Below are 23237 nucleotides of genomic sequence, written 5' to 3'. Positions count from 1 at the left end.
TCAGCCGTTGGGCCCTACTGTCGCAACGATGGTCACTTGCTTGTTGTCAGGGATTTCCTGGTAAGCCAACACGTGCAAACCCGGGACTGCGAGCCGACCGAATCGCGAGAGCATCGCGCGAACCGGACCGGCCACCAGCAGAATCACCGGCTGACCTTGCATCTCCTGCCGCTGCGCCGCGTCGATCAACGAACGTTGCAGCTTCTCAGCCATGCTTGGCTCCAGCAGAACGCCTTCTTCCGAGCCTTGCCCGGCCTTTTGCAGACTATTGAGCAATATCTGTTCCAACCTTGGCTCCAGCGTGATGACTGGCAGCTGCGACTCAGTGCCTACAATGCTTTGCACGATTGCACGGGATACGCCAACCCGCACAGCAGCCACTAGCGCGGCGGTATCTTGACTCTTGGCGGCATTGTTGGCGATAGCCTCGGCAATACTGCGGATATCGCGCACAGGCACTTGTTCGGCCAGCAGCGCTTGCAGCACCTTGAGCAGCTGCGACAGCGAAACCACGCCCGGCACCAGCTCCTCGGCCAGTTTCGGCGAGCTTTTGGCCAGCAATTGCATGAGTTGCTGCACTTCTTCGTGACCGATCAGTTCACTGGAGTGCTTGTAGAGAATCTGGTTCAAGTGGGTAGCCACTACGGTACTGGCATCGACCACCGTATAACCGAGGGATTGCGCCTGGGCGCGCTGGCTGATTTCAATCCAGACCGCCTCCAGGCCAAAAGCCGGATCTTTGGCGGTAATGCCGTTGAGCGTGCCGTAGACCTGCCCCGGGTTGATCGCCAGTTCGCGATCCGGGTAAATCTCCGCTTCGGCCAGAATCACCCCCATGAGGGTCAGGCGATAGGCACTGGGCGCCAGGTCGAGGTTGTCGCGGATATGCACCGTGGGCATCAGGAAGCCCAGGTCCTGGGACAATTTCTTGCGCACCCCCTTGATCCGCGCCAGCAACTGGCCACCCTGGTTGCGGTCCACCAACGGAATCAGGCGATAACCCACTTCCAGGCCGATCATGTCGATCGGTGTCACGTCATCCCAGCCAAGCTCCTTGGTTTCCTGGGCGCGTGCCGGCGACGGCAGCAGCTCCTGCTGGCGCTTGACCTCTTGCAGGGCCTGCACCTTGGCGACGTTCTGCTTTTTCCAGAACAGGTACGCGCCACCAGCCGCCAGGGCCGCCATGCTCAGGAACGAGAAGTGCGGCATGCCGGGCACCAGGCCCATGACCGCCATCAAGCCCGCCGCCACCGCCAGCGCCTTGGGCGAGGCGAACATCTGGCGATTGATTTGCTTGCCCATGTCTTCCGAACCGGATGCACGGGTCACCATGATCGCCGCGGCTGTCGATAACAACAGTGATGGCAATTGCGCCACCAAACCGTCACCGATGGTCAACAGCGCATACACCTTGCCGGCGTCGGCGAAGTTCATGTTGTGCTGGAAGATACCGACCGCCATGCCGCCGATCAGGTTGATGAACAGGATCAACAGGCCGGCGATGGCGTCACCCCGGACGAATTTGCTGGCACCGTCCATGGAACCGTAGAACTCGGCTTCCTGGGCCACTTCCATCCGGCGCAACTTGGCCTGGTTCTGATCGATCAATCCAGCGTTGAGGTCGGCGTCGATCGCCATTTGCTTGCCGGGCATCGCATCGAGAGTGAAACGCGCGCTCACCTCGGAAATCCGCCCGGCACCCTTGGTCACCACGACGAAGTTGATGATCATCAAGATCGCGAAGACCACGATACCGACCACGTAGTTACCGCCGATCACCACCTCACCGAAGGCCTGGATCACCTTGCCGGCGGCCGCGTGACCGTCCTGGCCGTGGAGCATCACCACCCGCGTGGAGGCCACGTTCAACGCCAGGCGCAACAGCGTCGCCACCAGCAGAATGGTCGGAAACACCGCGAAATCCAGCGGACGCAAGGCGTACACGCACACCAGCAGCACGACGATGGACAGGGCGATGTTGAAAGTGAAGAACACGTCCAGCAGGAACGGCGGCACCGGCAACATCATCATCGCCAGCATGACCAGCAGCAACAGCGGCACGCCCAGATTGCCCCGACTGAGGTCGGCAATGTTGCTGCGGGCACTGTTGATTAACTGAGAGCGATCCACCGGTATTCCCCGTTCCTTTGAAGCAAACTTTTGACGCCGGGTGCCGGCGTAGAGGGGGTACTGCAAGAAGCCTTCCAACTTTTTCGAGGTTTTTGGGTACGGATGTTTTAACGGGAAGTTTACGGCGACAGGACAGACGCTTTCGTGAGCAGGCTCGCACACAGGGGGTCTGTGCAGATCACATATTCTGCGTACAACAAAGATCAAAATGTGGGAGCGAGCCTGCTCGCGAAGAGGCCGTCCCCGCTGCCGCCCATCTCACGACCAACACAAAACCTGTGGGAGCCGGGCTTGCCCGCGATGGGGCCGGTACTGCCGCCGCACCTCTCAGGACGGGCTGCGGACTTCTCAAATCGAACAGATTAATTCACTCGAACCTAGCAGTTCTGCTAGTACCCAACCCTTGCCAAACCGCCAATACTGAGCTCCCGCACTTCGGACCTTCGGAGCAACCTCCCATGACATCGCCGCGCGAAACCGTGCTCTGCCAATATCACTACGATCCCCTTGATCGATTGACCAGTCACGCACTGCCAGATAGCCCCGAGCGCCAGCGTTTTTACTGCAAAAGCAGGCTGGCCACCGAGATACAGGGGGCGATGCGCTATTCGATCGTCCAGCATGGCGAGCAACTGTTGGCGCAACAGCGAGGTGAGGATGGTGCGCCTGATACCACGCTGCTAGCCACCGATCAGCAGCGTTCGGTGCTGCAGGCGCTCAAGGTCGATCATCTACCGCAACCTATCGCCTATTCGCCCTACGGCCACCGTACCGGAGAAAACGGGTTACTCAGCCTGCTTGGCTTTAACGGTGAACGGCCGGATCCGGTGACCGGGTGTTATTTGTTGGGGAACGGGTATCGGGCGTTTAATCCGGTTTTGATGCGGTTTAACAGTCCGGATAGTTTGAGTCCGTTTGATAAGGGTGGGTTTAATGCGTATGCGTATTGCTCGGGGGATCCTCGTAATAGTCGCGACCCTACCGGACATGCCGGTATTTTTGGAGTGTTTAATTTCGCAGATTCTCTGTTCGACACAATACCGCGCACGAAAATACTCTCATCTCGAACAACTGCTTCGAAAATGCTATCAAAAATGAACACTGGAAAAGTGAAAACACCAACAACTTATCCCGAAGTAAAACCAAGCATTCCCGACGACAACAATTACCTTATAGGGTATCACACCACTACGAAAAGTGAGGCACCCAACCTAATATCAAACAGACTAACATCGAATTACGAAGACCCACCTCCAAGTAGAAATCAAGGGATAAAAGGGTTTCACAGTGCTGACTATTATGAATCATACGGCTACAGACATTCTCATTATGCTGCTTACAAAAATGCCGGACTCTCTTATCCAGGAACAGAGACACTTGGCGTATATGTAAAAGATCTTCCGCTGAAGAAGGCGGGAGTTGACTTCACACCAATCTTCAACAGAGAGGCTAGAGGAGGTGACAGTAAAAACGCTGGAATCGTCATCCACCCCCATATGTATGATGATGTGTCCTTCAGAAAAGTCGACCCGAGACGACTACCTGCTCCTTGGGCTAATTCTGTATTCATGAATAAAATAAGGAAAAAGTAAGGCAAAAACGAGCAAAAACGGGGACAGCAAAAACGGAAAAACGGGGACAGATTTATTTTGACCGGCGTAGAGGGGGGTACCGCAAGAAGCCTTCCAACTTTTGCCGGGGGTTGAAATAGAAGGATTTATCGGGGATTTGCTTTGCCAGAACTGACGCCTTCGCTGGCAAGCCAGCTCCTACATTGCGATCAACACAATCCTGTAGGAGCTGGCTTGCCAGCGAAGACATCAGCATAAGCGCTGCCGACCTCAAGAATCTCGACGCAAATCCGGCGGAATCGGCAGGTCATCCTTGATCGGGTCGAGCCGCTTGCCCTCGCCCGTGAGGCATGCAGRACTGCTGCACAGACCACCGACCCTAGCAGTTCTGCTAGTACCCAACCTTTGCCAAACCGCCAATACTGAGCTCCCGCACTTCGGACCTTCGGAGCCCCCCTCCATGACATCCTCGCCTGAAACCGTGCTCTGCCAATACCACTACGACCCCCTTGATCGCCTGATCAGTCATGCACTGCCGGATATCCCCGAGCGCCGGCGCTTTTACTGCAAAAGCAGGTTGGCTACCGAGGTACAGGGGGCGATGCGCTATTCGATCGTTCAGCATGGTAATCAGTTGTTGGCGCAGCAGCGGAGTGACGGCGATCAACTTGACGCCACGCTGTTGGCCACCGACCAGCAGCGCTCAGTGGTGCAGACACTTAAGGCCAATCATCCACGGCAGGCCATCGCCTATTCGCCCTATGGCCACCGGTCGATTGAAAACGGATTACTCAGCCTGCTTGGTTTCAACGGTGAACGATCAGATCCGGTGACCGGGTGTTATTTGCTGGGGAATGGGTATCGGGCGTTTAACCCAATGTTGATGCGGTTCAATAGTCCGGACAGTTGGAGTCCGTTTGGGAAGGGTGGGTTGAATGCGTATGCGTATTGCGCAGGAGATCCGATTAATCAGACCGACCCAACCGGGCACGTCTCAGGCTTCATACTTGCAAGACTTAAACTGGCGCGGAGACAGAGAGCAAAGACACTTATAAACAGCTATCGAGAAACTGGCCACTTGAACAACCCAAAACTAACACTTGACCAAGTAGCAGACATAATCGATCAAAGGAACCAAATTATTGATACGGCAAAAAGCATAAAGAAAGAAAGGAGGGCACTTATTAAATTCGATTACGAAAACCGCACCTCACCAAACTTACAAAACATTGCATCCGATACAGCAGCCAAACACGGACTCGAGCTAAACGACCTTCCTCCAACGGTACAAAACTTTGCCAAAATTCCTGCCAGACCACTTAATTCCCGCGACTTACTTGAGTTCCTTAACGACTCCGACTTCAAACCCGAACACCTATTAGATAGCATGTACAAGGGACGCTCGTTTAGCCATTCATCTGGGCGCGAGATAGATCTTAATACCGCCAAAGCGTATCATTCTAGAATAATCGCCATTCGCCAATCCGAACTGATCCAACTGAACCAAAGATATGATGAACTTTTTTTCACGATATTCCCACGATATCAAGAGTAAAAATAGAACTCCCATTAACTTGTCTCAAGTCAAGGTTAAAAGCCACTAACAACGGGGACAAACTCATTAACAAAAAAAACGGGCACAGATTTATTTACAACATATCCCGAGCAGTAACTAGTGTCCAAAATTAGTTGACCCGTTCACCGGCAGCTCCTACACAGGCAATGCGTACACCCTGTAGGCGCTGCCGAAGGCTGCGATCTTTTGATTTTAAACATCTATGTTTAATCAACATCTCCAGACACTTACAGAGCCTACACATGCTTGCGCCGCAGCCTACGACTGCATCAGAATCCGCCGGCTTGTGCGCCTGAGGGCCGGACTTTATCGTTTCGCGGCCGCTGAAAATCAGCGGTCGGGTTTGGTAGCCCGGTAGACTTCTTGCGTAGCACACCCGAAGCAGGCCTTGCGGTTTGCGTCTTTATGGTGGCCATGCGCAGGGCGCCTTCGGGCGCGCCGGTTTTCCAAGTCACCGGTCTACCAACCCGCGTATGGCCACCACCTCTTCGTTTGGTAGCGAAAGTGATGGCTCCTCTTTTCTGATTTGGAGCTCCATCTATGTTCAAAGTAACGCCCAACCCGCCAAACACCGAAGACACTTCCCCAGACACCTCAATCAATCCGCAAAAACTCCAAGAAGCCGCCGACCGCGCCCTCGATGAGTACATCAACCTGTCCGCCCGTATAAACGCCACCGCGCGAAAACCCAGCACGATGTTTGTCATTGCACCCGGCATCGATACCGAGAGCCTGTTGGCCCATGCCTGTGAATCCCTGGCTTCGGCCAGTGTATTGGCCAGTGATTTCGCGGGAGGCCTGAAGGGACCGCAGCGCAGCACGATGCTGGCGATTCAACAGGTCATCATGCTGGGAGAACTGGCGGTGAATCGCGCGCTGGATAACATTGATCCGCAGGGCTAGCGAATGACTTGAGCCGAGGCAATTTCCTGTGGGAGCGAACTTGCTCCGGGCGGCGTTCCGACGATTGCGGACTGTCTGCCAACATCGATGTTGGATGTGCCGGCCTCTTCGCGGGCAAGCCAATTCAATTACAGGGTGTGTGGGTTGGCTGACTGGGTTGGACTTTTCAGGAATCTCGACGCAAATCCGGCGGAATCGGCAGATCATCCTTGAGCGGATCCGGTCGCTTGCCCTTGCCCGCGCGGTACTGTCGGATCTGGTAGACGTAGGCCAGTACCTGGGCAACGGCCAGATACAGCCCCCCCGGAATTTCCTGCTCAAGCTCGGTGGAGTAGTAGATCGAGCGCGCCAGCGCCGGTGACTCCAGCAGCAAAATCTCGTTGGCCGCTGCGATCTCGCGGATCTTCAGGGCCAGGAAGTCGCTACCCTTGGCCAGCAATACCGGCGCATTGCCCTTTTCCGGGTCGTACTTGAGGGCCACGGCGTAGTGCGTCGGGTTGGTGATGACCACGTCGGCCTCGGGAATGGCGGCCATCATCCGCCGCTGGGACATCTCGCGCTGCAGCTGCCTGATCCGCTGCTTGACCTCCGGCCGCCCCTCCTGGTCCTTGTGCTCGTCGCGCACCTCCTGCTTGGTCATCAGCAGTTTCTTGTGGCTTTCCCAGAGCTGCACCGGCACATCCACCACAGCGATCAGGATCAGCCCGCACGCCATCCACAAGGTGCTCCAGCCCACCACTTGCAGACTGTGAATGATCGCCATGTCCAAGGGCTCATGGGCGATGCGCAGCAGGTCATCGATGTCCGATGACAACACCGCCAGCGCCACGAACAGGATGATGATGAACTTGGCCAGGGCCTTGAGCAGTTCGATCAGCGACTTGGTCGAGAACATGCGCTTGAGGCCGGGACCGGGGTTCAAGCGACTGAATTTGGGCGCCATGGAGCTCGCCGCGAACAGCCAGCCACCCAGGGAAATCGGACCGATGATGGCGGCCAGCACCAAGGTGATCATCACCGGCTGGATCGACCACAGGGCAATTTGCCCCGAACGCATCAGGTAGGTGGCCATGTAGCGCTGATCCAGAATCACTTCCCGCGGCAGCGAGAAGTTGATGCGCATCAGCTCCATCATGTCCTGCGCCATGGCGCCGCCAAAAATCAGCAACGCCGAGGCACCGACCAGCATGATCGCCAGGGTGTTGAGCTCCTTGGAGCGGGCTACCTCCCCCTTCTCACGGGAGTCCTGCTTGCGCTTCTCCGTGGGGTCTTCTGTTTTGTCCTGACCGCTTTCGCTCTCGGCCATGACTCAGCTCGCCCGCGCCATTTCGCGTAACAACTGCAAGGCTTCGGTGGCCAGCGGTTGATACTGGTTGAGAATGTCCGCCAGCCCGACCCAGACGATGAACAGCCCAAGCACCAGGATCAGCGGGAAGCCGACAGAAAAAATATTCAGTTGCGGCGCCGCCCGGGTCATGACGCCAAACGCGATGTTGACCACCAGCAACGCGGTGATCGCCGGCAGCACCAGCAACAACGCCGAACCGAGCACCCAGCCGAGCTTGCCGGCCAGTTCCCAGTAGTGATTGACCATCAGGCCACCACCCACCGGCAGCGTGGTGAAACTCTCGGTGAGGATCTCGAACACCACCAGATGACCGTTCATGGACAGGAACAGCAGCGTCACCAGCATGGTGAAAAACTGCCCGATCACCGCCGTCGACACACCGTTGGCCGGGTCGATCATGGAAGCGAAGCCCATACCCATCTGGATGGCGACGATTTGCCCGGCCACCACAAAGGCCTGGAAGAACAGCTGCAAGGAGAAGCCCATCACCGCACCGATGAGAATCTGCTCGGCAATCAGCAGCAACCCGCTCAGATCCAGGGCATTCACCGGCGGCATCGGCGGCAGGCCCGGCGCGATGACCACGGTAATGGCCAAGGCGAAATACAGGCGGATGCGCCGGGGCAGCAGGGTCGTGCCGAACACCGGCATGACCATCAGCAAGGAGCCGACGCGAAACAGCGGCAACATGAACGTCGCCACCCAGGTGCTGATCTGCGTATCGGTCAGCGCAAGCAGTGACATGGTTTAGCCGATGACCTGAGGAATACTGCCGTACAACTGCAGGATGTAGTCCATGAAGGTCTGCACCATCCATGGACCGCCGACGATCAGCGTCACCAGCATCACCAGCAGGCGCGGCAGGAAGCTCAGGGTCTGTTCGTTGATCTGGGTGGCAGCCTGGAACATCGCCACCAGCAGGCCCACCAGCAAACTCGGAATCACCAGGATCGCCACCATCATGGTGGTCAGCCACAGCGCTTCGCGAAAGATGTCGACCGCTACTTCCGGCGTCATGGCGAGACACCGCCGAAGCTGCTGGCCAGTGTGCCGATGATCAGCGCCCAGCCATCCACCAGCACGAACAACATGATCTTGAACGGCAGGGAAATGATCAGCGGCGAGAGCATCATCATACCCATGGCCATCAACACACTCGCCACGACCAGGTCGATGATCAGGAACGGAATGAAGATCATGAAGCCGATCTGGAAAGCCGTTTTCAGCTCGGAGGTCACGAAGGCCGGTACCAGGATAGTCAGCGGCGCCTGATCCGGCGTCGCAATGTCAGTGCGCTTGGACAGGCGCATGAACAGCTCCAGATCGCTGGTGCGGGTCTGGGCGAGCATGAAGTCCTTGATCGGCACCTGCGCCTTGGCGACCGCATCCTGAGCCGTCAGTTTTTCCGCCAGATACGGCTGCAAGGCGTCCTGGTTCACCCGGTCGAACACCGGCGCCATGATGAACAGGGTCAGGAACAGCGCCATGCCGGTGAGGATCTGGTTCGACGGCGTCTGCTGCAGGCCCAGGGCCTGGCGCAGGATCGAGAAGACAATGATGATCCGGGTGAAGCTGGTCATCAGCATGACAAACGCCGGGATAAAACTCAGCGCGGTCATGATCAGCAGGATTTGCAGGCTGACCGAGTATTCCTGCGCACCCTGCGCATTGGTGCCCAGGGTAATGGCCGGGATCGACAGCGGATCGGCGGCGAATGCCAGTGGCGCGGCCAGCATCAGGGCCAGCGTCAAGACGATGCGTAGCGCACCCATTACTTCTTATCCTTCTGATCTTTACCCAGCATCTCCAACAGGCGCTGGGCAAATTCCGGCGTCGGCTTCTCGGTACTCGGCACTTGCACCGGCTCCTTGAGCACGTGCAGCGCAGCAATGTTGCCGGGGCTGAGGCCCAACAGAATCTGCTCGTTGCCGACCTGCACCAGCATCAGTCGGTCACGCGGCCCCAGCGCGCGGGAGCCGACAATCTCGATCACCTGCCCCTTGCCAGCCGGACCGGCCTGCTGGACACGCCGCAGCAACCAGGCGAGGAGAAAGATCAGCCCCAGCACCAGCAGCAAGCCGAACACCAGCTGCGTCAGCTGGCCAGCCACACCACTGCTCACCGCTGGCGCAGCGGCGGTAGCAGCTGTCGCAACCGGCTCGGCCGCCAGCACGCTGAACGGCATCGCCAGCACAAACCCAAGAACCTTTTTCACTCAGCGCAGCTTCTTGATGCGTTCGCTTGGGCTGATCACGTCCGTCAGGCGGATGCCGAACTTCTCGTTGACCACCACCACTTCGCCGTGGGCGATGAGCGTGCCATTGACCAGCACGTCCAGCGGCTCACCGGCCAGGCGATCGAGCTCGATCACCGAACCCTGGTTGAGTTGCAACAGGTTGCGGATGTTGATGTCGGTGCTGCCCACTTCCATGGAAATCGACACCGGGATATCGAGGATTACGTCCAGGTTCGGACCGTCGAGGGTGACCGGATCGTTGTTTTTCGGCACGCTGCCGAACTCTTCCATTGGCAGGCGGTTGGACGCGGAGCTGCCGGAATCGGCGGCCAGCAAAGCGTCGATGTCAGCCTGCCCGGCATCGCCGGTTTCTTCCAGGGCCGCAGCCCATTCATCGGCCAGTGCCTGATCGTCCTGCGTGTTCATATTGTCAGTGTCCTCGGCGAGCAAAAATTCAGAATTCGGTTAATCGCGAATGGGTTCTAGCGCCGGTCAACGGCGCTCGATCGGCTCGATCACTTGCAATGCCAGGTTGCCCTTGTGCGAGCCCATCTTGACCTTGAAGGCCGGCACGCCGTTGGCGCGCATGATCATTTCTTCCGGCATCTCGACCGGGATCACATCCCCCGGCTGCATGTGCAGGATGTCGCGCAGGCGCAACTGACGACGGGCCACCGTCGCCCCGATTGGCACGTCGACGTCCAGCACGTCCTGGCGCAGGGCGTTGACCCAGCGCTCGTCCTGGTCGTCGAGGTCCGACTGGAAGCCGGCGTCGAGCATTTCGCGCACCGGTTCGATCATCGAGTACGGCATGGTCACGTGCAGGTCACCGCCACCGCCATCGAGTTCGATGTGGAAGGTCGACACCACAATGGCCTCGCTCGGGCCGACGATGTTGGCCATGGCCGGATTCACTTCCGAGTTGATGTACTCGAAATTGACTTCCATGATCGCCTGCCAGGCTTCCTTCAGATCGACGAACGCCTGCTCCAGCACCATGCGCACCACACGCAGTTCGGTCGGGGTGAATTCACGCCCTTCGATCTTGGCGTGCCGGCCGTCGCCGCCGAAGAAGTTGTCCACCAGCTTGAACACCAGTTTGGCGTCGAGGATGAACAGCGCGGTGCCGCGCAGGGGTTTGATCTTGACCAGGTTGAGACTGGTCGGCACGTACAGCGAGTGCACGTATTCGCCGAACTTCATCACCTGCACGCCGCCGACCGCCACGTCCGCCGAGCGACGCAGCATGTTGAACATGCTGATGCGGGTATAGCGGGCGAAACGCTCGTTGATCATTTCCAGGGTCGGCATGCGTCCACGGACGATGCGATCCTGGCTGGTCAGGTCATAGCTTTTGACGGTGCCGGGTTCGGCAGCGTTTTCGGTCTGTACCAGACCATCGTCGACGCCATGCAACAGCGCGTCGATCTCATCCTGGGACAGCAGGTCCTGCACGGCCATGTCGTGTTCCTACTGCAGTACGAAATTAGTGAAAAGCAACTGTTCGATCACCACTTTGCCGAGCTCTTTCTGCGCCACTTCCTGGACGCTGGCGGTGGCTTTCTGCCGCAGCATTTCCTGGCCGACCGGCGACGCGAGAGTCGCGAAGTCCTGCCCGGAAAACAGCATCACCAGGTTATTGCGGATCACCGGCATGTGGACCTTGAGCGCCTCCAGATCCGCCTGGTTACGCGCGAGCATGGTGATGCTTACTTGCATGTAGCGCTGGCGACCGTTCTGGTTGAAGTTGGCCACGAAAGCCGGCGCCATCGCCTCGAAAATCGCGGGCTGTTTGCCGACGGGAGCGATTTGCGCCTCGGCGGCGGCAGGCTTGCTCTGAGCGCTGTGCATGAAGTACCAGGTCGCCCCCACGGACACACCGATCGCCAGCAGCAGGGCCACCACGATCACGATAATCAGCTTGAGTTTGCCTTTGGTTGCGGGGTCTTTTACTGCTGCGTCGCTCTTCGCCATGCCAATAATCCGTCACTAATCGGGTTTTCACAGTCGCACGGCAAGGCAAGAGCAAGTGTTATGCCATGTAGGAGCGAGCCTGCTCGCGAAGAATTCAAGAGCGCCGCGTTTAGCCAGTAAACACGCGTTATCGTTAACGATCATCGCGAGCAAGTTCGCTCCCACAGGGTCAGGTATTGTGTTCGTCAGGCGTAGTAATCGACCGCGCTGGAGCCGATCACGCTGATGGTATTGGCAGCCACTTCAGCGACGCCCGGGGTCATGTCGTCATCCGTTGAATCGAGGCGACCGCCGCTGGCGCTGGTCTTCCCGCTCTGGCTTTGCCGGGCCTGTTCCTGCCCTTGCTGCGAACCACGGGACTGGTCCGAAACGTTGACATCGACCTGCCCCATGCCCTGCTGCGCGAACATGTCGCGCAAGCGATGGACCTGGCCATCCAGCGCCTCACGGACACCCGGATGCGCACTCATGAACGTGACCTGGGTCTGTTGATCGGGAACCATGTTCACCCGAATGTCCAGGCGCCCGAGCTCAGCGGGCTGCAACTGGATGTCCGCGGCCTTGAGATTGGCGCTGGACAGGTACATGACCCGGTTCACCACCTCTTCGGTCCAGCCGCTCTGGTGCATGGCGATCGGCTGGTTCACCGGCAAGGCATTGGCTGTCTTCGGTGTGGCCGCCTGGGTCAGCGCGGCCAGACGGTTGGCGAAATCATCGACACGGGTGTCGCTGCTGGCGGACTTGAGATCCTTCAGGCCGTCATCGATCAAGCCGCTGAAAGCCTTGTCGTCCCCTTGGTTGGTGCTGTTCTTGTCGGCCTGAACATCCAGCAGAGTCGCCATGCCGGCGGCAAAGTTCTGCGCCGGTGTCAGCTCACCGTCAGCCTGGGCTTGCGCCTGTGTCGGAGCAGCCTTGGGCTGCGCCTGGCTGGAAGCCGAAACGTAACCGCTCTGCTCCATTGCCAGGCGCACCGCCGGCAATGCATCGAGCGGATCAGCCTGCGGATCGAAATCGCCGTCAGCAGCAGCCTGTGCCGGCGTGGCTGTTACGGTGATTGCCGCGGCAACCGGCGCGCCAACCGTTGGCGGCACAATGTTGGCCACGGCAGGTGTTGCCGGCGCCGGCGCAGTTACTACTGGCTGTACGGCTTGCTGCAACGAGGGATCAAGCGCCGGATCGAGCGGTACGGCATCGACGATCAGCGCCGGCTCGGCATCTGACGCATCATCGTCGACAGACTTGTCGTCAGCCTGCACCGGCGTGTCGGCAGGCAAGGATTTGCCGCCATCGGCAACCACCGGCTCCCCGGCGGCAGACTTGTCGTCGCCAGCGTCTTTTTCTCCGGCGACATCGGAGCTTTTTTCGCGACTCGGCTTGACCGAGGTATCCGCCGACGCATTAGGCTTGCTCTGGGCCTGATTGGCATAGACATGAGCGAAGCTTGCGGCCTTGTCCCCGGGCTCAGCGGTCTGCGCCGGAGGATTGGCGCAGGCGGCCTGAGTCTTGGCCTGCCTGGAGGCCTGAAGCAGAATATTGGGGGTAACGGGCATGAAACGGTCTCCGCTGCACGGGGCTCGTAAGTACAGTTGGAGAGTTAACTGCAAAGGTCGAGCCAGTTTCACTCGAAGGAGACCAAATGAAGCGCATGCTCAGATTTTCGCCGCGCAACGCTGTCGTTCAGCTTCGTAAAGAGGCCGGATGCCGGCGAATTCGTGGTCGATTTCGCCGACCAGCTCCTGAATGCCAGCCCATGGCGAGCTTCTGGCCTGCTGTTCAAGCCGATGGCATAGTTCGGCCAGCCTGACCGCACCCATATTGCTGCTGCTGCCCTTGAAGCTATGGGCGGTTTCAACGAGCAATGCAGTACTGTCAGCCGTTCGCAAGGCGTTCAGGCGCTCTTCGGAGTCCGCAAGAAAGATATCCAGCAAATCGGGATAGCCCTCTTCCATCACTTCCTGTAACGCACTCAGCACGCTGCGATCCACATGTTTGTCGTCCACTTGCTCACTCCTTGATCAAGAATGCGCGGATTACTGCGCAGCCTTCCAGATAAACTCCACGTTTGCACTTCGACCATCGTCGGTCCAGCGGGCATTACGCCCCAACTGGCGGATCAGACTGACTCCACGTCCCGACAGGCGGATGTCATCCACAGGTCTTTTCATCACCCTCTCGACATCGAAACCCTTGCCGCTGTCTTCGATGCGAATGGTCAGGCAACCGCCGTCCTCTGTTGGCGCCACCTGCAAATGCAACCGTACATAGCCTTCCTGAAGTTCGTCCAGCCGGGTATTGCGTTGCTGATAATAACGCGCAAAACCCGTCGCATCGCGCTTGAGGCTCGAGTCCAGCCCCAGCACGCCGTGCTCCAGCGCGTTGGAATAGAGTTCCGCCAGCACACTGTAGAGCGCACCGCTCTGGGCCCGCAGACCATGCACCTCAAGCAGCAACTGCAACAGATAGGGCAACGGATTGAAGCGCTTGAGCGTGGCGGCGCGAAACTCGAAGCTCACCGACCAGTCCAGCGGGCACGACTGGCCGCTGTCGGAGTAGACCAACGCCGGCGCAGCGACCTGCGTCGGCTCCAGCAAGCTGATTTCAACCATGCTGACATCGTCGCGCGCTTCTGCGCCAAACTGTCGCAGCGCCCGCTCGATCTCTTCGAACAGCGCATCTGGATGCCGATTGGCGGCAAACACCTGCTGCAATCGCTGCACGCCAAACAACTGGTCATTGGCGTCGCAGGTGTCGATCACCCCATCGGACAACAGGAAAACCCGATCCCCGAGCGCCATGGGAAACACCTCGGTGCGCTCATCGAAGGATTCCGGGCTCAGCACACCCAAAGGCAGATGCCGCGCCGGCAGAGGCGTTCGCTCGCCACTGGCAATGCAATGCAGATAACCGTCGGGCATTCCGCCGTTCCAAACCTCCACCGAACGACGCTGAAAACTCAAGCACAGCAACGTGGCACAGCAAAACATGTCCACCGGCAGGATGCGCTTGAGCTTGGCATTCATCTCGCGCAGGGTTTCCGCCAGGCCATAGCCCTTGGCGGTCATTCCGTAGAAGACTTCGGCCAGGGGCATGGCACCCACCGCCGCCGGCAGACCGTGGCCGGTGAAGTCGCCCAGCAGCACGTGCATGTCTCCGGCCGGGGTGAACGCGGCCAGTAACAGGTCGCCGTTGAACAGTGCATAGGGTGATTGCAGATAACGGATATTCGCTGCGGCATTCAGGCAGCCGGAGTGCGCCACCTTGTCAAAAACAGCCTTGGCCACACGCTGCTCGTTGAGCAGGTAGTCGTGGTGCCGGGCGATCTGATCACGCTGTTGCAGCACGGTGTCCTGCAAGCGCCGCAAGCGATCCATCGCCTTGATCTTGGCGGCGAGAATCACCTGGTTGTAGGGCTTCGCCAGAAAGTCGTCACCGCCGACTTCCAGGCAACGGGCCAGGGCTTCGCTTTCGGACAACGAGGTGAGGAAGATGATCGGCACCAGGGTTTCCCCGGCCAGGATCTTGATTTGCCGGGCCGCCTCAAAGCCGTCCATCACTGGCATCATCGCGTCCATCAACACCAGGTGCGGTTGTTGCTGGCGAAATGCGTCGACCGCTTCGGCGCCGTTGGCCGCCGTCAGCACATCGTGCCCCTGGCGGCGCAGGATGCTCGACAACAGCAGGCGATCGGCGGCGCTGTCCTCGGCAATCAGAATGGTCAGCGGCTCCAGTGGCTGCATGGCAATCAACTGATGTCGAACAGTTTGTCGAAGTTGGAGATGGCGAGGATTTTGCGCACGTCGGTACTGCTGTTGACGACGCGCACATCGGAGTCGTCGCCACCGGCGTGATCGCGCAGCAAAAGCAGCATGCCCAGAGCCGAGCTGTCGAGGTAAGTGGCGTCTTTCAGGTCGACCACAACCGCCGATATCTCTTTATCTTCGTAAGACTGACGAAATTCCTGATGCTTGGCGAAATCGAATCGTCCTTTGACCGATATCGTCAACTTTTGCCCATCAGGGGACACTTCGGTAACGACTGACATTCAATGGCTTCCTTGTCTTTGGAGAACGTTTAGAAGGTTTAGCACCAGCTGTGGATGGGGGCAAGCCTACCTGTTTTTCGAAAGCACGCTCAATAGGGGTTCTCGCGCGGCAAGCGCTGGGACAATTCATCCAGCAATTTCTGTTCGCGCCGGTCTTCAAGCGCCCGCGCCTCATCGGCATAGCGCTGAACCAGCTTGCGCAAACCCTCGACTCGGGCAAACGCCTGCTGCCAGGTTTCCCGGGCCTTGTTCAGGTTGTTTTGATGCCAGGCCAGGCTTTGCCGCTGCTGGTCGATGGCCGTGCCCAATTGCGCGAGAAAGCCCTGATAGCCCAGCAACCATTGACCCGAGACACCACCGCTGCCGCGTACGATCCATTGTTCCTGATAGTCGAGATGGAAGGCTTCAAGGTCGGCGAGTTTACTTTGCGCCAGACGAACCTGCCCTTGAAAGTGCCCCAGGCGCTGGACCGCGGTTTTCTCGGCCTTCTCGGCCATTTCCACCACCGGTGCCAGCCTTCCCGCCCGACTCAGGGCCATGACCGCTTAACCGCCTGCCGCGGGCGCGAAGATCGAGGCGAGATACGCTTCGCTTTCGCCCAGGCTGATGCTGTCATTGAGCCCCTGACGCAGGTATTTGACCAATTGCGGTTGCAGGGAAATCGCCAGATCGGTTTCCCGGTCACCGCCGGCGACATAGGCACCGACGCTGATCAGGTCGCGGCTCTGCTGATAACGCGACCACAACTGCTTGAAATACTGCGCGCGGGCCATGTGTTCCGGTGACACCACCGCCGGCATCACCCGGCTGATGGACGCTTCGATATCGATGGCCGGGTAATGCCCCTCTTCGGCCAGGCGCCGCGACAGCACGATGTGCCCGTCGAGCACGCCCCGTGCCGAGTCAGCAATCGGATCCTGCTGGTCATCGCCTTCGGACAGCACGGTGTAGAACGCGGTGATCGAACCACCGCCTTTCTCCGCATTACCAGCCCGCTCCACCAGTTTCGGCAGCTTGGCGAATACCGACGGCGGATAGCCCTTGGTCGCCGGAGGTTCGCCGATGGCCAGGGCGATTTCCCGCTGGGCCTGGGCGAACCGGGTCAGCGAATCCATCAGCAACAGGACATTCTTGCCCTTGTCGCGAAAATACTCGGCGATTCGCGTGCAATACATGGCGGCGCGCAAACGCATCAGCGGCGCATCGTCCGCCGGGGACGCCACCACCACTGAACGCTTGAGCCCTTCTTCACCGAGGATGTGCTCGATGAACTCTTTAACTTCACGACCCCGCTCACCGATCAGCCCGACGACGATGATGTCGGCCTCGGTGAAGCGCGTCATCATTCCCAGCAACACCGATTTACCGACACCGGTACCGGCAAACAGCCCGAGCCGTTGACCGCGCCCGACCGTCAACATGCCGTTGATGCAACGGATACCCACGTCCAGCGGTTCGCTGATCGGTTCGCGCTTGAGCGGGTTGATGGTCGGGCCATCCATTGGCACCCAGTCTTCGGCCTTCATCCCGCCCTTGCCGTCCAGTGCACGGCCGGCGCCATCCAGCACCCGCCCGAGCATGCTCATGCCCATCGGCAAACGCCCGGTATCGGACAAGGGAACTACGCGGGCGCCAGGTGCGATACCGGCGACGCTGCCGACCGGCATCAGAAAGACTTTACTGCCGGAGAAGCCCATCACTTCGGCTTCAACCTGTACCGGGTGATAGCTGTCGTCGTTGATGACCATGCAGCGGCTGCCCATGGCGGCGCGCAGGCCTTCGGCTTCGAGGGTCAGACCGACCATGCGCAGCAAGCGGCCTTCAAGGATCGGCGCACCGGCAAGCGTAGTCGCCTCGGCGTAACTGCCCAGGCGCCTGGCGAAGCTGGTGCGCTCAAGGCGCATCAGGTGCATCCGTTTCTGGCGCGGCAGCAGGCTTGCTGTCGACCGGCAGTTCCAGGCTCAAGTCCGGTGCGGTCGGGTGCAAGGACTGTTCGTGCAACTGGTCGAACAGCTTGTCCATCACCTGCGCAATGCGGGTTTCGACTGTGGCGTCGATGCGGCTGTGTTCGGTCTCGACCCGGCAACCGCCGGGCAACAACGATTCGTCCTCGACGATGCGCCAGGTCTCTTCATGGCGTTCGCGCAGGGCTTTGACCTGTTCGAAATCCTGCGGATTGATGTACAACCGCACATTGCCCACGCCCAACGGCAAGAGCTTTAGAGCCTCGCGCATGACGTGTTCGATTTGCGTGGAGTCGATGGCCAGTTCGCGCTGAATTACCTGTTTGGTGATGTGCTGCACGAGGTCGACCAGGGATTTTTCGATCTGGGTGTCCTGCTCGGCGATGGGCTCGAACAGATGCGCCATCAGCTGTTCCAGCCCCGCGATCTTCGCAGAAAGTGCCACTTCGGCTTCCTGACGAACCTTGAGCGTGGTGCTGTGGAAACCTTCCTTCTCTCCCACCGCGAAACCTTCGTTGTAGGCTTCCTGGCGAATGCTTTCGAGCTCTTCAAGGGTCAGTGGCTGGACTTCCTCCAGCGGCACTTCCTCCATTTCCGGCGGTTCGGGTTCAGGCGTTGGTTCAGGCTCGGGCTCCGGCGGGTCGAAACTGGGCAACGCCCAGGACTCGAAGCCACCGACATCCCTGGCCCGGATCAGGTCAGTGGGTGCATCATCATTCTTGACCATGGCGTTAGATCATTTCCTCGCCGCCCTTGCCGCCGAGAACGATTTCTCCGGCTTCGGCCATACGGCGGGCGATGGTGAGGATTTCCTTCTGCGCGGTTTCCACGTCGCTGACGCGTACCGGGCCCTTGGCTTCCAGATCGTCGCGCAACAATTCGGCGGCACGCTTGGACATGTTCTTGAAGATCTTCTCCTTGACGCCTTCGTCCGATCCCTTGAGGGCCAGCACCAGCACGTCGGAGGACACCTCGCGGAGCAGCGCCTGGATCCCGCGGTCGTCGACATCGGCCAGGTTGTTGAAGACGAACATGAGGTCTTCGATCTGACCGGACAGGTCTTCGTCGACTTCGCGGATCGAGTCCATGAGCTGGCCTTCGATCGAGCTGTCGAGGAAGTTCATGATGTCCGCCGCACGCTTGATGCCACCCAGGGTGGTGCGCGAGGCGTTCGAGTTGCCGGAGAACTGCTTCTCGAGAATCTGGTTGAGTTCTTTCAGGGCCGCTGGCTGTACGGTGTTCAGCGAGGAGACTCGCAGGATGATGTCCAGTCGCACCTTGTGGTCGAAGTTGCCGAGCACTTCACCGGCCTGGTCCGGATCAAGGTACGCCACCACGATCGCCTGAATCTGCGGGTGTTCGTAGCGGATCACGTCGGCGACGGCGCGCGGCTCCATCCACTTCAGGCTGTCGAGGCCGCTGGTGTTGCCACCGAGCAGGATGCGGTCGATCAGGCCGTTGGCCTTGTCTTCGCCCAGGGCCTGGGTGAGCATTTTGCGCACATAGTCGTCGGAGCCGACGCCCAGGCTGGTCTGGTCGCCGACGATATCGACGAACTCGCTCATCACCTGCTCGACCTGCTCGCGGTGCACATTACCCATCTGGGCCATGGCCACGCCCACGCGCTGAACCTCTTTGGGACCCATGTGACGCAGCACCTGCGCAGCATCGGTGGAGCCCAGGGACAGCAACAGGATTGCAGCTTTGTCGACCTTGGACAGTTTGGCGGCAACGGCTCGGTTATCACTCATCTGCGTTAATCCACTCTTTCACGACCTGGGCCACACGCCCCGGGTCTTCTGCCACCAGACTCTTGATTGCGTTCAACTGAGCGTCATAGCCTTCGCTCGGGCTCGGCAGCAGAATGCTGGTTGGGCCACCGAGGCTGACACGGTCGTTGGCCAGTTCGCCATCCAGACCGCCCATGCCTCCCAGCTCGATGTCGCTACCAATACCGGCCAGCTGCTTGCCTTTGCCGCCACCGGTGATGTTGTTGAGCACCGGACGCAGCACACCGAACACCAGCACCAGAATGAACAGCACACCCAGCACTTGCTTGACGATGTCCCAGAACCACGGCTGGGAATAGAACGGAATATCGGTAATCACTTCACCGCGCTCGGCGGAGAACGGCATGTTGATCACACTGACGCTGTCACCACGGCTGGCATCGAAGCCGACCGCATCCTGAACCAGGCGAGTGAAGCGTGCCAATTCATCGGCGCTCCAAGGCGCACGGGTAGTTTCGCCATTGGCCGGGTTGATCTTGACCTGGTCATCGACCACCACCGACACCGACAGGCGATTCAATCGGCCCTGCTGCTGCTTGGTATGACTGATGGAACGGTCGAGTTCGAAGTTCTTGGTCGATTGCTGACGCTTGTCCGCAGGGTACGGTGCGAGCATCGGCTGACCGGTGGCCGGGTCCATGATTTGCTGGCCGTTGGCATCGATCAGCGGCTGACCTGGCTGCACCATGCCGGCCGACGCAGTGGCGCCACCGGTGGTTTGCGGCGCGGAGGCCGGCGACGGCGGCTGGTTGCTCAATGCACCCGGCACACCTTGCGGACCGTTGCTGGCGGTACGCTGTTCGTTGACCGACTGCTCGCTACGCAACGCCGGTTGATCCGGGTTGAATTGCTCGGAAGTCGACTCGACCGCACTGAAGTCCACATCCGCGGACACTTCGGCTTTATAGCGATCGTTGCCCAGCACCGGCTGCAGGATGTTGTGTACGCGCTGGGTGAGCATGCTTTCCATGCGACGGCTGTAGTCGAATTGCTTGCCGGCCATGGTCAGTTCGGAGTTTTCCGCCTGATCCGAGAGCAGGTTGCCCTTCTGGTCGACCACGGTGATCTGCGACTTGCTGAGCTCGGGAACGCTGGTCGCCACCAGGTTGATGATGGCCACGACCTGGCCGGGTTCGAGGGAGCGACCGGAATAGAGTTCAACCAACACCGAAGCACTCGGCTTGCGCTCGTCGCGCACGAACACCGAACTTTTCGGGATCGCCAGGTGCACGCGGGCACCCTTGACGTTGTTCAGGCTGGAAATGGTCCGGGCCAGTTCGCCTTCGAGGCCGCGACGGTAGCGGGTCGCTTCCATGAACTGGCTGGTGCCCAGCCCCTGTTCCTTGTCGAGGATTTCGAAACCGATGTTGCCGTCGCTGGGAGTGACACCAGCGGCCGCGAGCTTGAGCCGCGCACGGGAGAGGTCATCGGCCTTGACCAGCAAGGCACCGGAATTGGGTTCGACGGTGTACGGGATATCGGCGGAGGCCAGGGTTTCCATGACCTGCTTGGCGTCCATGCCGGCAAGGCTGCCGTACAGAGGCCGGTAGTCCGGCTGCTGGGACCACAACACCACGGCAAAACCAATCGCCACGCTCGCTGCCAGGCCGACCAGCAGGCCCACCTGACGCAACATGGTCATCTCGGAGAGGTTTTCCAGGAAGGACAACCCGAACAGCGGCGGCTTGCCGTCTATTAGAGTGGCCTTGGCCGGAACATTATCGGCGACTGCTTCTGCCATGACTCAATCTCGTCCTTTAAACCGGCATCTGCATGATGTCTTGGTAAGCCTGAACCAGCTTGTTGCGCACCTGGGTCAACGCCTGGAATGAAACGCTGGCCTTCTGCGAGGAAATCATCACGTCTGTGAGGTCGACGCCGCTTTTGCCGATTTCGAAGGCGCTGGCCAACTGAGTGGAAGCCTGTTGGGTGTCGTTCACTTTATTGACGGCCTGGCCGAGCATGTCGGAAAAGCTGCTGCCCGCCACTTCAGGGACGGCAGCCGACTTCGGCGCAGACATGGCATCCATTTGCATGGCGCGCATGTCCAGCATCAACCGATTGAATTCAATACCTTGGCTCATGGTTTCTCTCTTTGACGACCCGCAATTTTTTGACACTCACTCGGCGGGTAATGAGGTGTTAGCAACAAGGGTGCCAGCTCCATGGCCTTGTTTCACAAAAGCCCTTCCTTACGCCCCCCTCCTGTAGGAGCGAGCCTGCTCGCGATGGACTCAAGGCTGTCGCGCTTATCCTGCCGCCCCGCAATATCGTTCACGACCATCGCGAGCAGGCTCGCTCCTACACAGTAAAAATCAGGTCGCGAACAAAAACGCTTGCACATCCATGCCGGCATCGCGCATCTGCGCCAGCTTGTAGCGCAGGGTCCGCGGGCTGATTCCCAGGCGCTCGGCCGCCTCTTTGCGACGACCGCGCTCGGCGCGCAAGGTATCGATGATCATCTGGAATTCACGGCGACGCAGGTCATCGCCCAGCGCACCGACCGACTCGGACTCGACTTCCACGGGACGTACCGGCGCCTGCGCCAACGCAGGCAGTGGCGCGCAAGCCACCGGCCCGGCCAGGCAGAAATCCTGCGGCTGGATCAAGCCACCCTGCTGCAGAATCAGCGCACGCTGAATCGCGTTGTCCAGTTCACGAACGTTACCCGGCCATGGATAACCGATCAGGCACGCCTGAGCTTCGGGCGACAACCTGGCAGGCGAATGCTTCATTTTATTGACGTGCCTGGCCAGCAGACGCTCGGCCAGCGGCAGGATGTCGGCGGTACGCTCGCGCAACGGGCGCCAGGCCAGGGGAAACACCGACAGGCGATAATAGAGGTCCTCGCGGAAACGCCCCGCCGCCACTTCACCCGCCAGGTCGCGATTGGTGGTGGCGACCACGCGAATATCCAGCGCGATCGGTTTGCGCGCGCCAACCCTTTCGACCTCGCGCTCTTGCAGCACACGCAGTAATTTGGCCTGGAGCCCCAGAGGCATTTCGGAAATTTCATCGAGCAAAATGGTGCCGCCGTTGGCCTGCTCGAACTTGCCGGCTTGCGCGGCAATGGCGCCGGTGAAGGAACCCTTCTCGTGACCGAACAAGGTCGCTTCGAGCATGTTGTCCGGAATCGCTGCGCAGTTGATCGCGATGAACGGCTGATTGGCGCGATGAGAATGCTGATGGATATAACGCGCCAGCACTTCCTTGCCCGTGCCCGACTCGCCCGAGATCAACACAGTGGAATCACTGCGTGCGACCCGCGCCGCCAACTCGAGTAACTGCGCGCTCGCCGGCTCGAACGCTACCGGCCCTTCGCCCTCGGTCAGGCCGAGACTGCCCAGGGCATGACGCCCCACCAGATCGAGCAACGCCTTGGGCTCGAATGGCTTGACCAGGTAATCCGCCGCCCCCTGGCGCATCGCATCGACCGCGCGCTCGACCGCACCGTGAGCAGTCATCAGCAACACCGGCAACTGCGGCTGCCGCGCTCGCAGCATGCCAAGCAACTGGTGGCCGTCCATGCCCGGCATATTGACGTCACTGATCACCAGGCTGAAGGCCTCGCCGCCGACGGCAAGCAACGCCTCCTCTGCCGACCCCACCGCCTTGTAATCATGCCCCGCGAGCAGCAGCGTATCCGCCAGTGCCTCGCGCAAAGCGCGGTCGTCCTCGACCAGCAGAACCTTGATACCCATCT

Annotated in this window: 23 protein-coding genes; 3 read left to right on the top strand and 20 right to left on the bottom strand. The window is 59.5% G+C overall.

Translation table 11 applies throughout. The annotated features are described in order from the left end of the window. On the bottom strand, positions 1–2130 hold the full coding sequence (gene flhA / locus AC1DU9_RS08860; RefSeq protein ID WP_223461387.1) for a flagellar biosynthesis protein FlhA: 2130 nt from the start codon (positions 2128–2130) through the stop codon (positions 1–3). Between the two features lie 458 nt (positions 2131–2588). On the opposite strand from flhA, the gene AC1DU9_RS08855 reads away from it, so the two are divergent. From AC1DU9_RS08855 to AC1DU9_RS08845, 3 genes are all read left to right on the top strand, one after another. Beyond that, positions 2589–3722, top strand: coding sequence for an RHS repeat-associated core domain-containing protein (locus AC1DU9_RS08855; RefSeq protein ID WP_477810007.1), 1134 nt, complete (start codon positions 2589–2591; stop codon positions 3720–3722). Positions 3723–4161: 439 nt separating this feature from the next. Further along, positions 4162–5256: an RHS repeat-associated core domain-containing protein gene (locus AC1DU9_RS08850; protein ID WP_477810006.1), complete on the top strand. Its 1095-nt coding sequence runs from the start codon at positions 4162–4164 to the stop codon at positions 5254–5256. Between the two features lie 561 nt (positions 5257–5817). Beyond that, positions 5818–6180, top strand: a complete 363-nt coding sequence (locus tag AC1DU9_RS08845) for a DUF6124 family protein (RefSeq protein ID WP_477810005.1) — start codon at positions 5818–5820, stop codon at positions 6178–6180. Between the two features lie 166 nt (positions 6181–6346). Here the strand turns inward: AC1DU9_RS08845 and flhB are convergent, their stop codons facing one another. The 19 genes from flhB to AC1DU9_RS08750 form a co-directional block, all read right to left on the bottom strand. Further along, positions 6347–7486, bottom strand: a complete 1140-nt coding sequence (gene flhB / locus AC1DU9_RS08840) for a flagellar biosynthesis protein FlhB (RefSeq protein ID WP_223461385.1) — start codon at positions 7484–7486, stop codon at positions 6347–6349. 3 nt (positions 7487–7489) lie between these two features. Next, positions 7490–8272 carry a flagellar biosynthetic protein FliR gene (gene fliR / locus AC1DU9_RS08835; protein WP_223461383.1) on the bottom strand — a complete coding sequence of 261 codons (783 nt, stop codon included), beginning with the start codon at positions 8270–8272 and terminating at the stop codon, positions 7490–7492. A gap of 3 nt (positions 8273–8275) precedes the next feature. After that, positions 8276–8545, bottom strand: a complete 270-nt coding sequence (fliQ, locus tag AC1DU9_RS08830; protein WP_007983364.1) for a flagellar biosynthesis protein FliQ — start codon at positions 8543–8545, stop codon at positions 8276–8278. Further along, the gene (gene fliP, locus AC1DU9_RS08825; RefSeq protein ID WP_090324267.1) at positions 8542–9300 is read right to left on the bottom strand and encodes a flagellar type III secretion system pore protein FliP; all 759 of its coding nucleotides are present in this window, start codon (positions 9298–9300) and stop codon (positions 8542–8544) included. The genes fliQ and fliP overlap by 4 nt, the downstream gene beginning before the upstream one ends. Continuing rightward, entirely contained in the window at positions 9300–9743 is a 444-nt protein-coding gene (gene fliO, locus AC1DU9_RS08820; protein WP_223461381.1) for a flagellar biosynthetic protein FliO, read from the bottom strand. The genes fliP and fliO overlap by 1 nt, the downstream gene beginning before the upstream one ends. Beyond that, the gene (gene fliN / locus AC1DU9_RS08815; protein ID WP_223461379.1) at positions 9744–10190 is read right to left on the bottom strand and encodes a flagellar motor switch protein FliN; all 447 of its coding nucleotides are present in this window, start codon (positions 10188–10190) and stop codon (positions 9744–9746) included. A 66-nt stretch (positions 10191–10256) separates the two neighbouring features. Continuing rightward, positions 10257–11225 carry a flagellar motor switch protein FliM gene (fliM, locus tag AC1DU9_RS08810; RefSeq protein WP_057398369.1) on the bottom strand — a complete coding sequence of 323 codons (969 nt, stop codon included), beginning with the start codon at positions 11223–11225 and terminating at the stop codon, positions 10257–10259. Between the two features lie 9 nt (positions 11226–11234). Continuing rightward, positions 11235–11738 (bottom strand): flagellar basal body-associated protein FliL, encoded by a 504-nt coding sequence (gene fliL, locus AC1DU9_RS08805; RefSeq protein ID WP_223461377.1) that lies wholly within the window; start codon positions 11736–11738, stop codon positions 11235–11237. 185 nt (positions 11739–11923) lie between these two features. Next, entirely contained in the window at positions 11924–13288 is a 1365-nt protein-coding gene (locus AC1DU9_RS08800) for a flagellar hook-length control protein FliK (protein WP_477810004.1), read from the bottom strand. A 99-nt stretch (positions 13289–13387) separates the two neighbouring features. Next, positions 13388–13738, bottom strand: coding sequence for an Hpt domain-containing protein (locus tag AC1DU9_RS08795; protein WP_477810003.1), 351 nt, complete (start codon positions 13736–13738; stop codon positions 13388–13390). 30 nt (positions 13739–13768) lie between these two features. Further along, entirely contained in the window at positions 13769–15475 is a 1707-nt protein-coding gene (locus AC1DU9_RS08790) for an ATP-binding SpoIIE family protein phosphatase (RefSeq protein WP_223461371.1), read from the bottom strand. A gap of 5 nt (positions 15476–15480) precedes the next feature. Beyond that, the gene (locus AC1DU9_RS08785) at positions 15481–15780 is read right to left on the bottom strand and encodes an STAS domain-containing protein (protein WP_223461369.1); all 300 of its coding nucleotides are present in this window, start codon (positions 15778–15780) and stop codon (positions 15481–15483) included. An 89-nt stretch (positions 15781–15869) separates the two neighbouring features. Beyond that, on the bottom strand, positions 15870–16319 hold the full coding sequence (gene fliJ / locus AC1DU9_RS08780) for a flagellar export protein FliJ (RefSeq protein ID WP_223461367.1): 450 nt from the start codon (positions 16317–16319) through the stop codon (positions 15870–15872). Between the two features lie 6 nt (positions 16320–16325). After that, positions 16326–17684, bottom strand: coding sequence for a flagellar protein export ATPase FliI (gene fliI / locus AC1DU9_RS08775; protein WP_223461365.1), 1359 nt, complete (start codon positions 17682–17684; stop codon positions 16326–16328). Beyond that, entirely contained in the window at positions 17674–18471 is a 798-nt protein-coding gene (gene fliH, locus AC1DU9_RS08770) for a flagellar assembly protein FliH (RefSeq protein WP_223461362.1), read from the bottom strand. The genes fliI and fliH overlap by 11 nt, the downstream gene beginning before the upstream one ends. Before the next feature lie 4 nt (positions 18472–18475). Continuing rightward, positions 18476–19495, bottom strand: a complete 1020-nt coding sequence (gene fliG, locus AC1DU9_RS08765; protein ID WP_007983391.1) for a flagellar motor switch protein FliG — start codon at positions 19493–19495, stop codon at positions 18476–18478. Next, complete coding sequence (fliF, locus tag AC1DU9_RS08760) at positions 19488–21275, bottom strand: flagellar basal-body MS-ring/collar protein FliF (RefSeq protein WP_223461360.1); 1788 nt, start codon at positions 21273–21275, stop codon at positions 19488–19490. Before fliF ends, fliG begins: the two co-directional genes overlap by 8 nt. Positions 21276–21291: 16 nt before the next feature. Beyond that, positions 21292–21618 (bottom strand): flagellar hook-basal body complex protein FliE, encoded by a 327-nt coding sequence (gene fliE, locus AC1DU9_RS08755; RefSeq protein WP_116263161.1) that lies wholly within the window; start codon positions 21616–21618, stop codon positions 21292–21294. A gap of 231 nt (positions 21619–21849) precedes the next feature. After that, the gene (locus tag AC1DU9_RS08750; protein WP_477810002.1) at positions 21850–23235 is read right to left on the bottom strand and encodes a sigma-54-dependent transcriptional regulator; all 1386 of its coding nucleotides are present in this window, start codon (positions 23233–23235) and stop codon (positions 21850–21852) included. Positions 23236–23237: the final 2 nt, after the last annotated feature.

The organism is Pseudomonas sp. P4_C1, from assembly GCF_056402155.1.
This window is presented reverse-complemented; position numbering and strand designations above follow the sequence as displayed.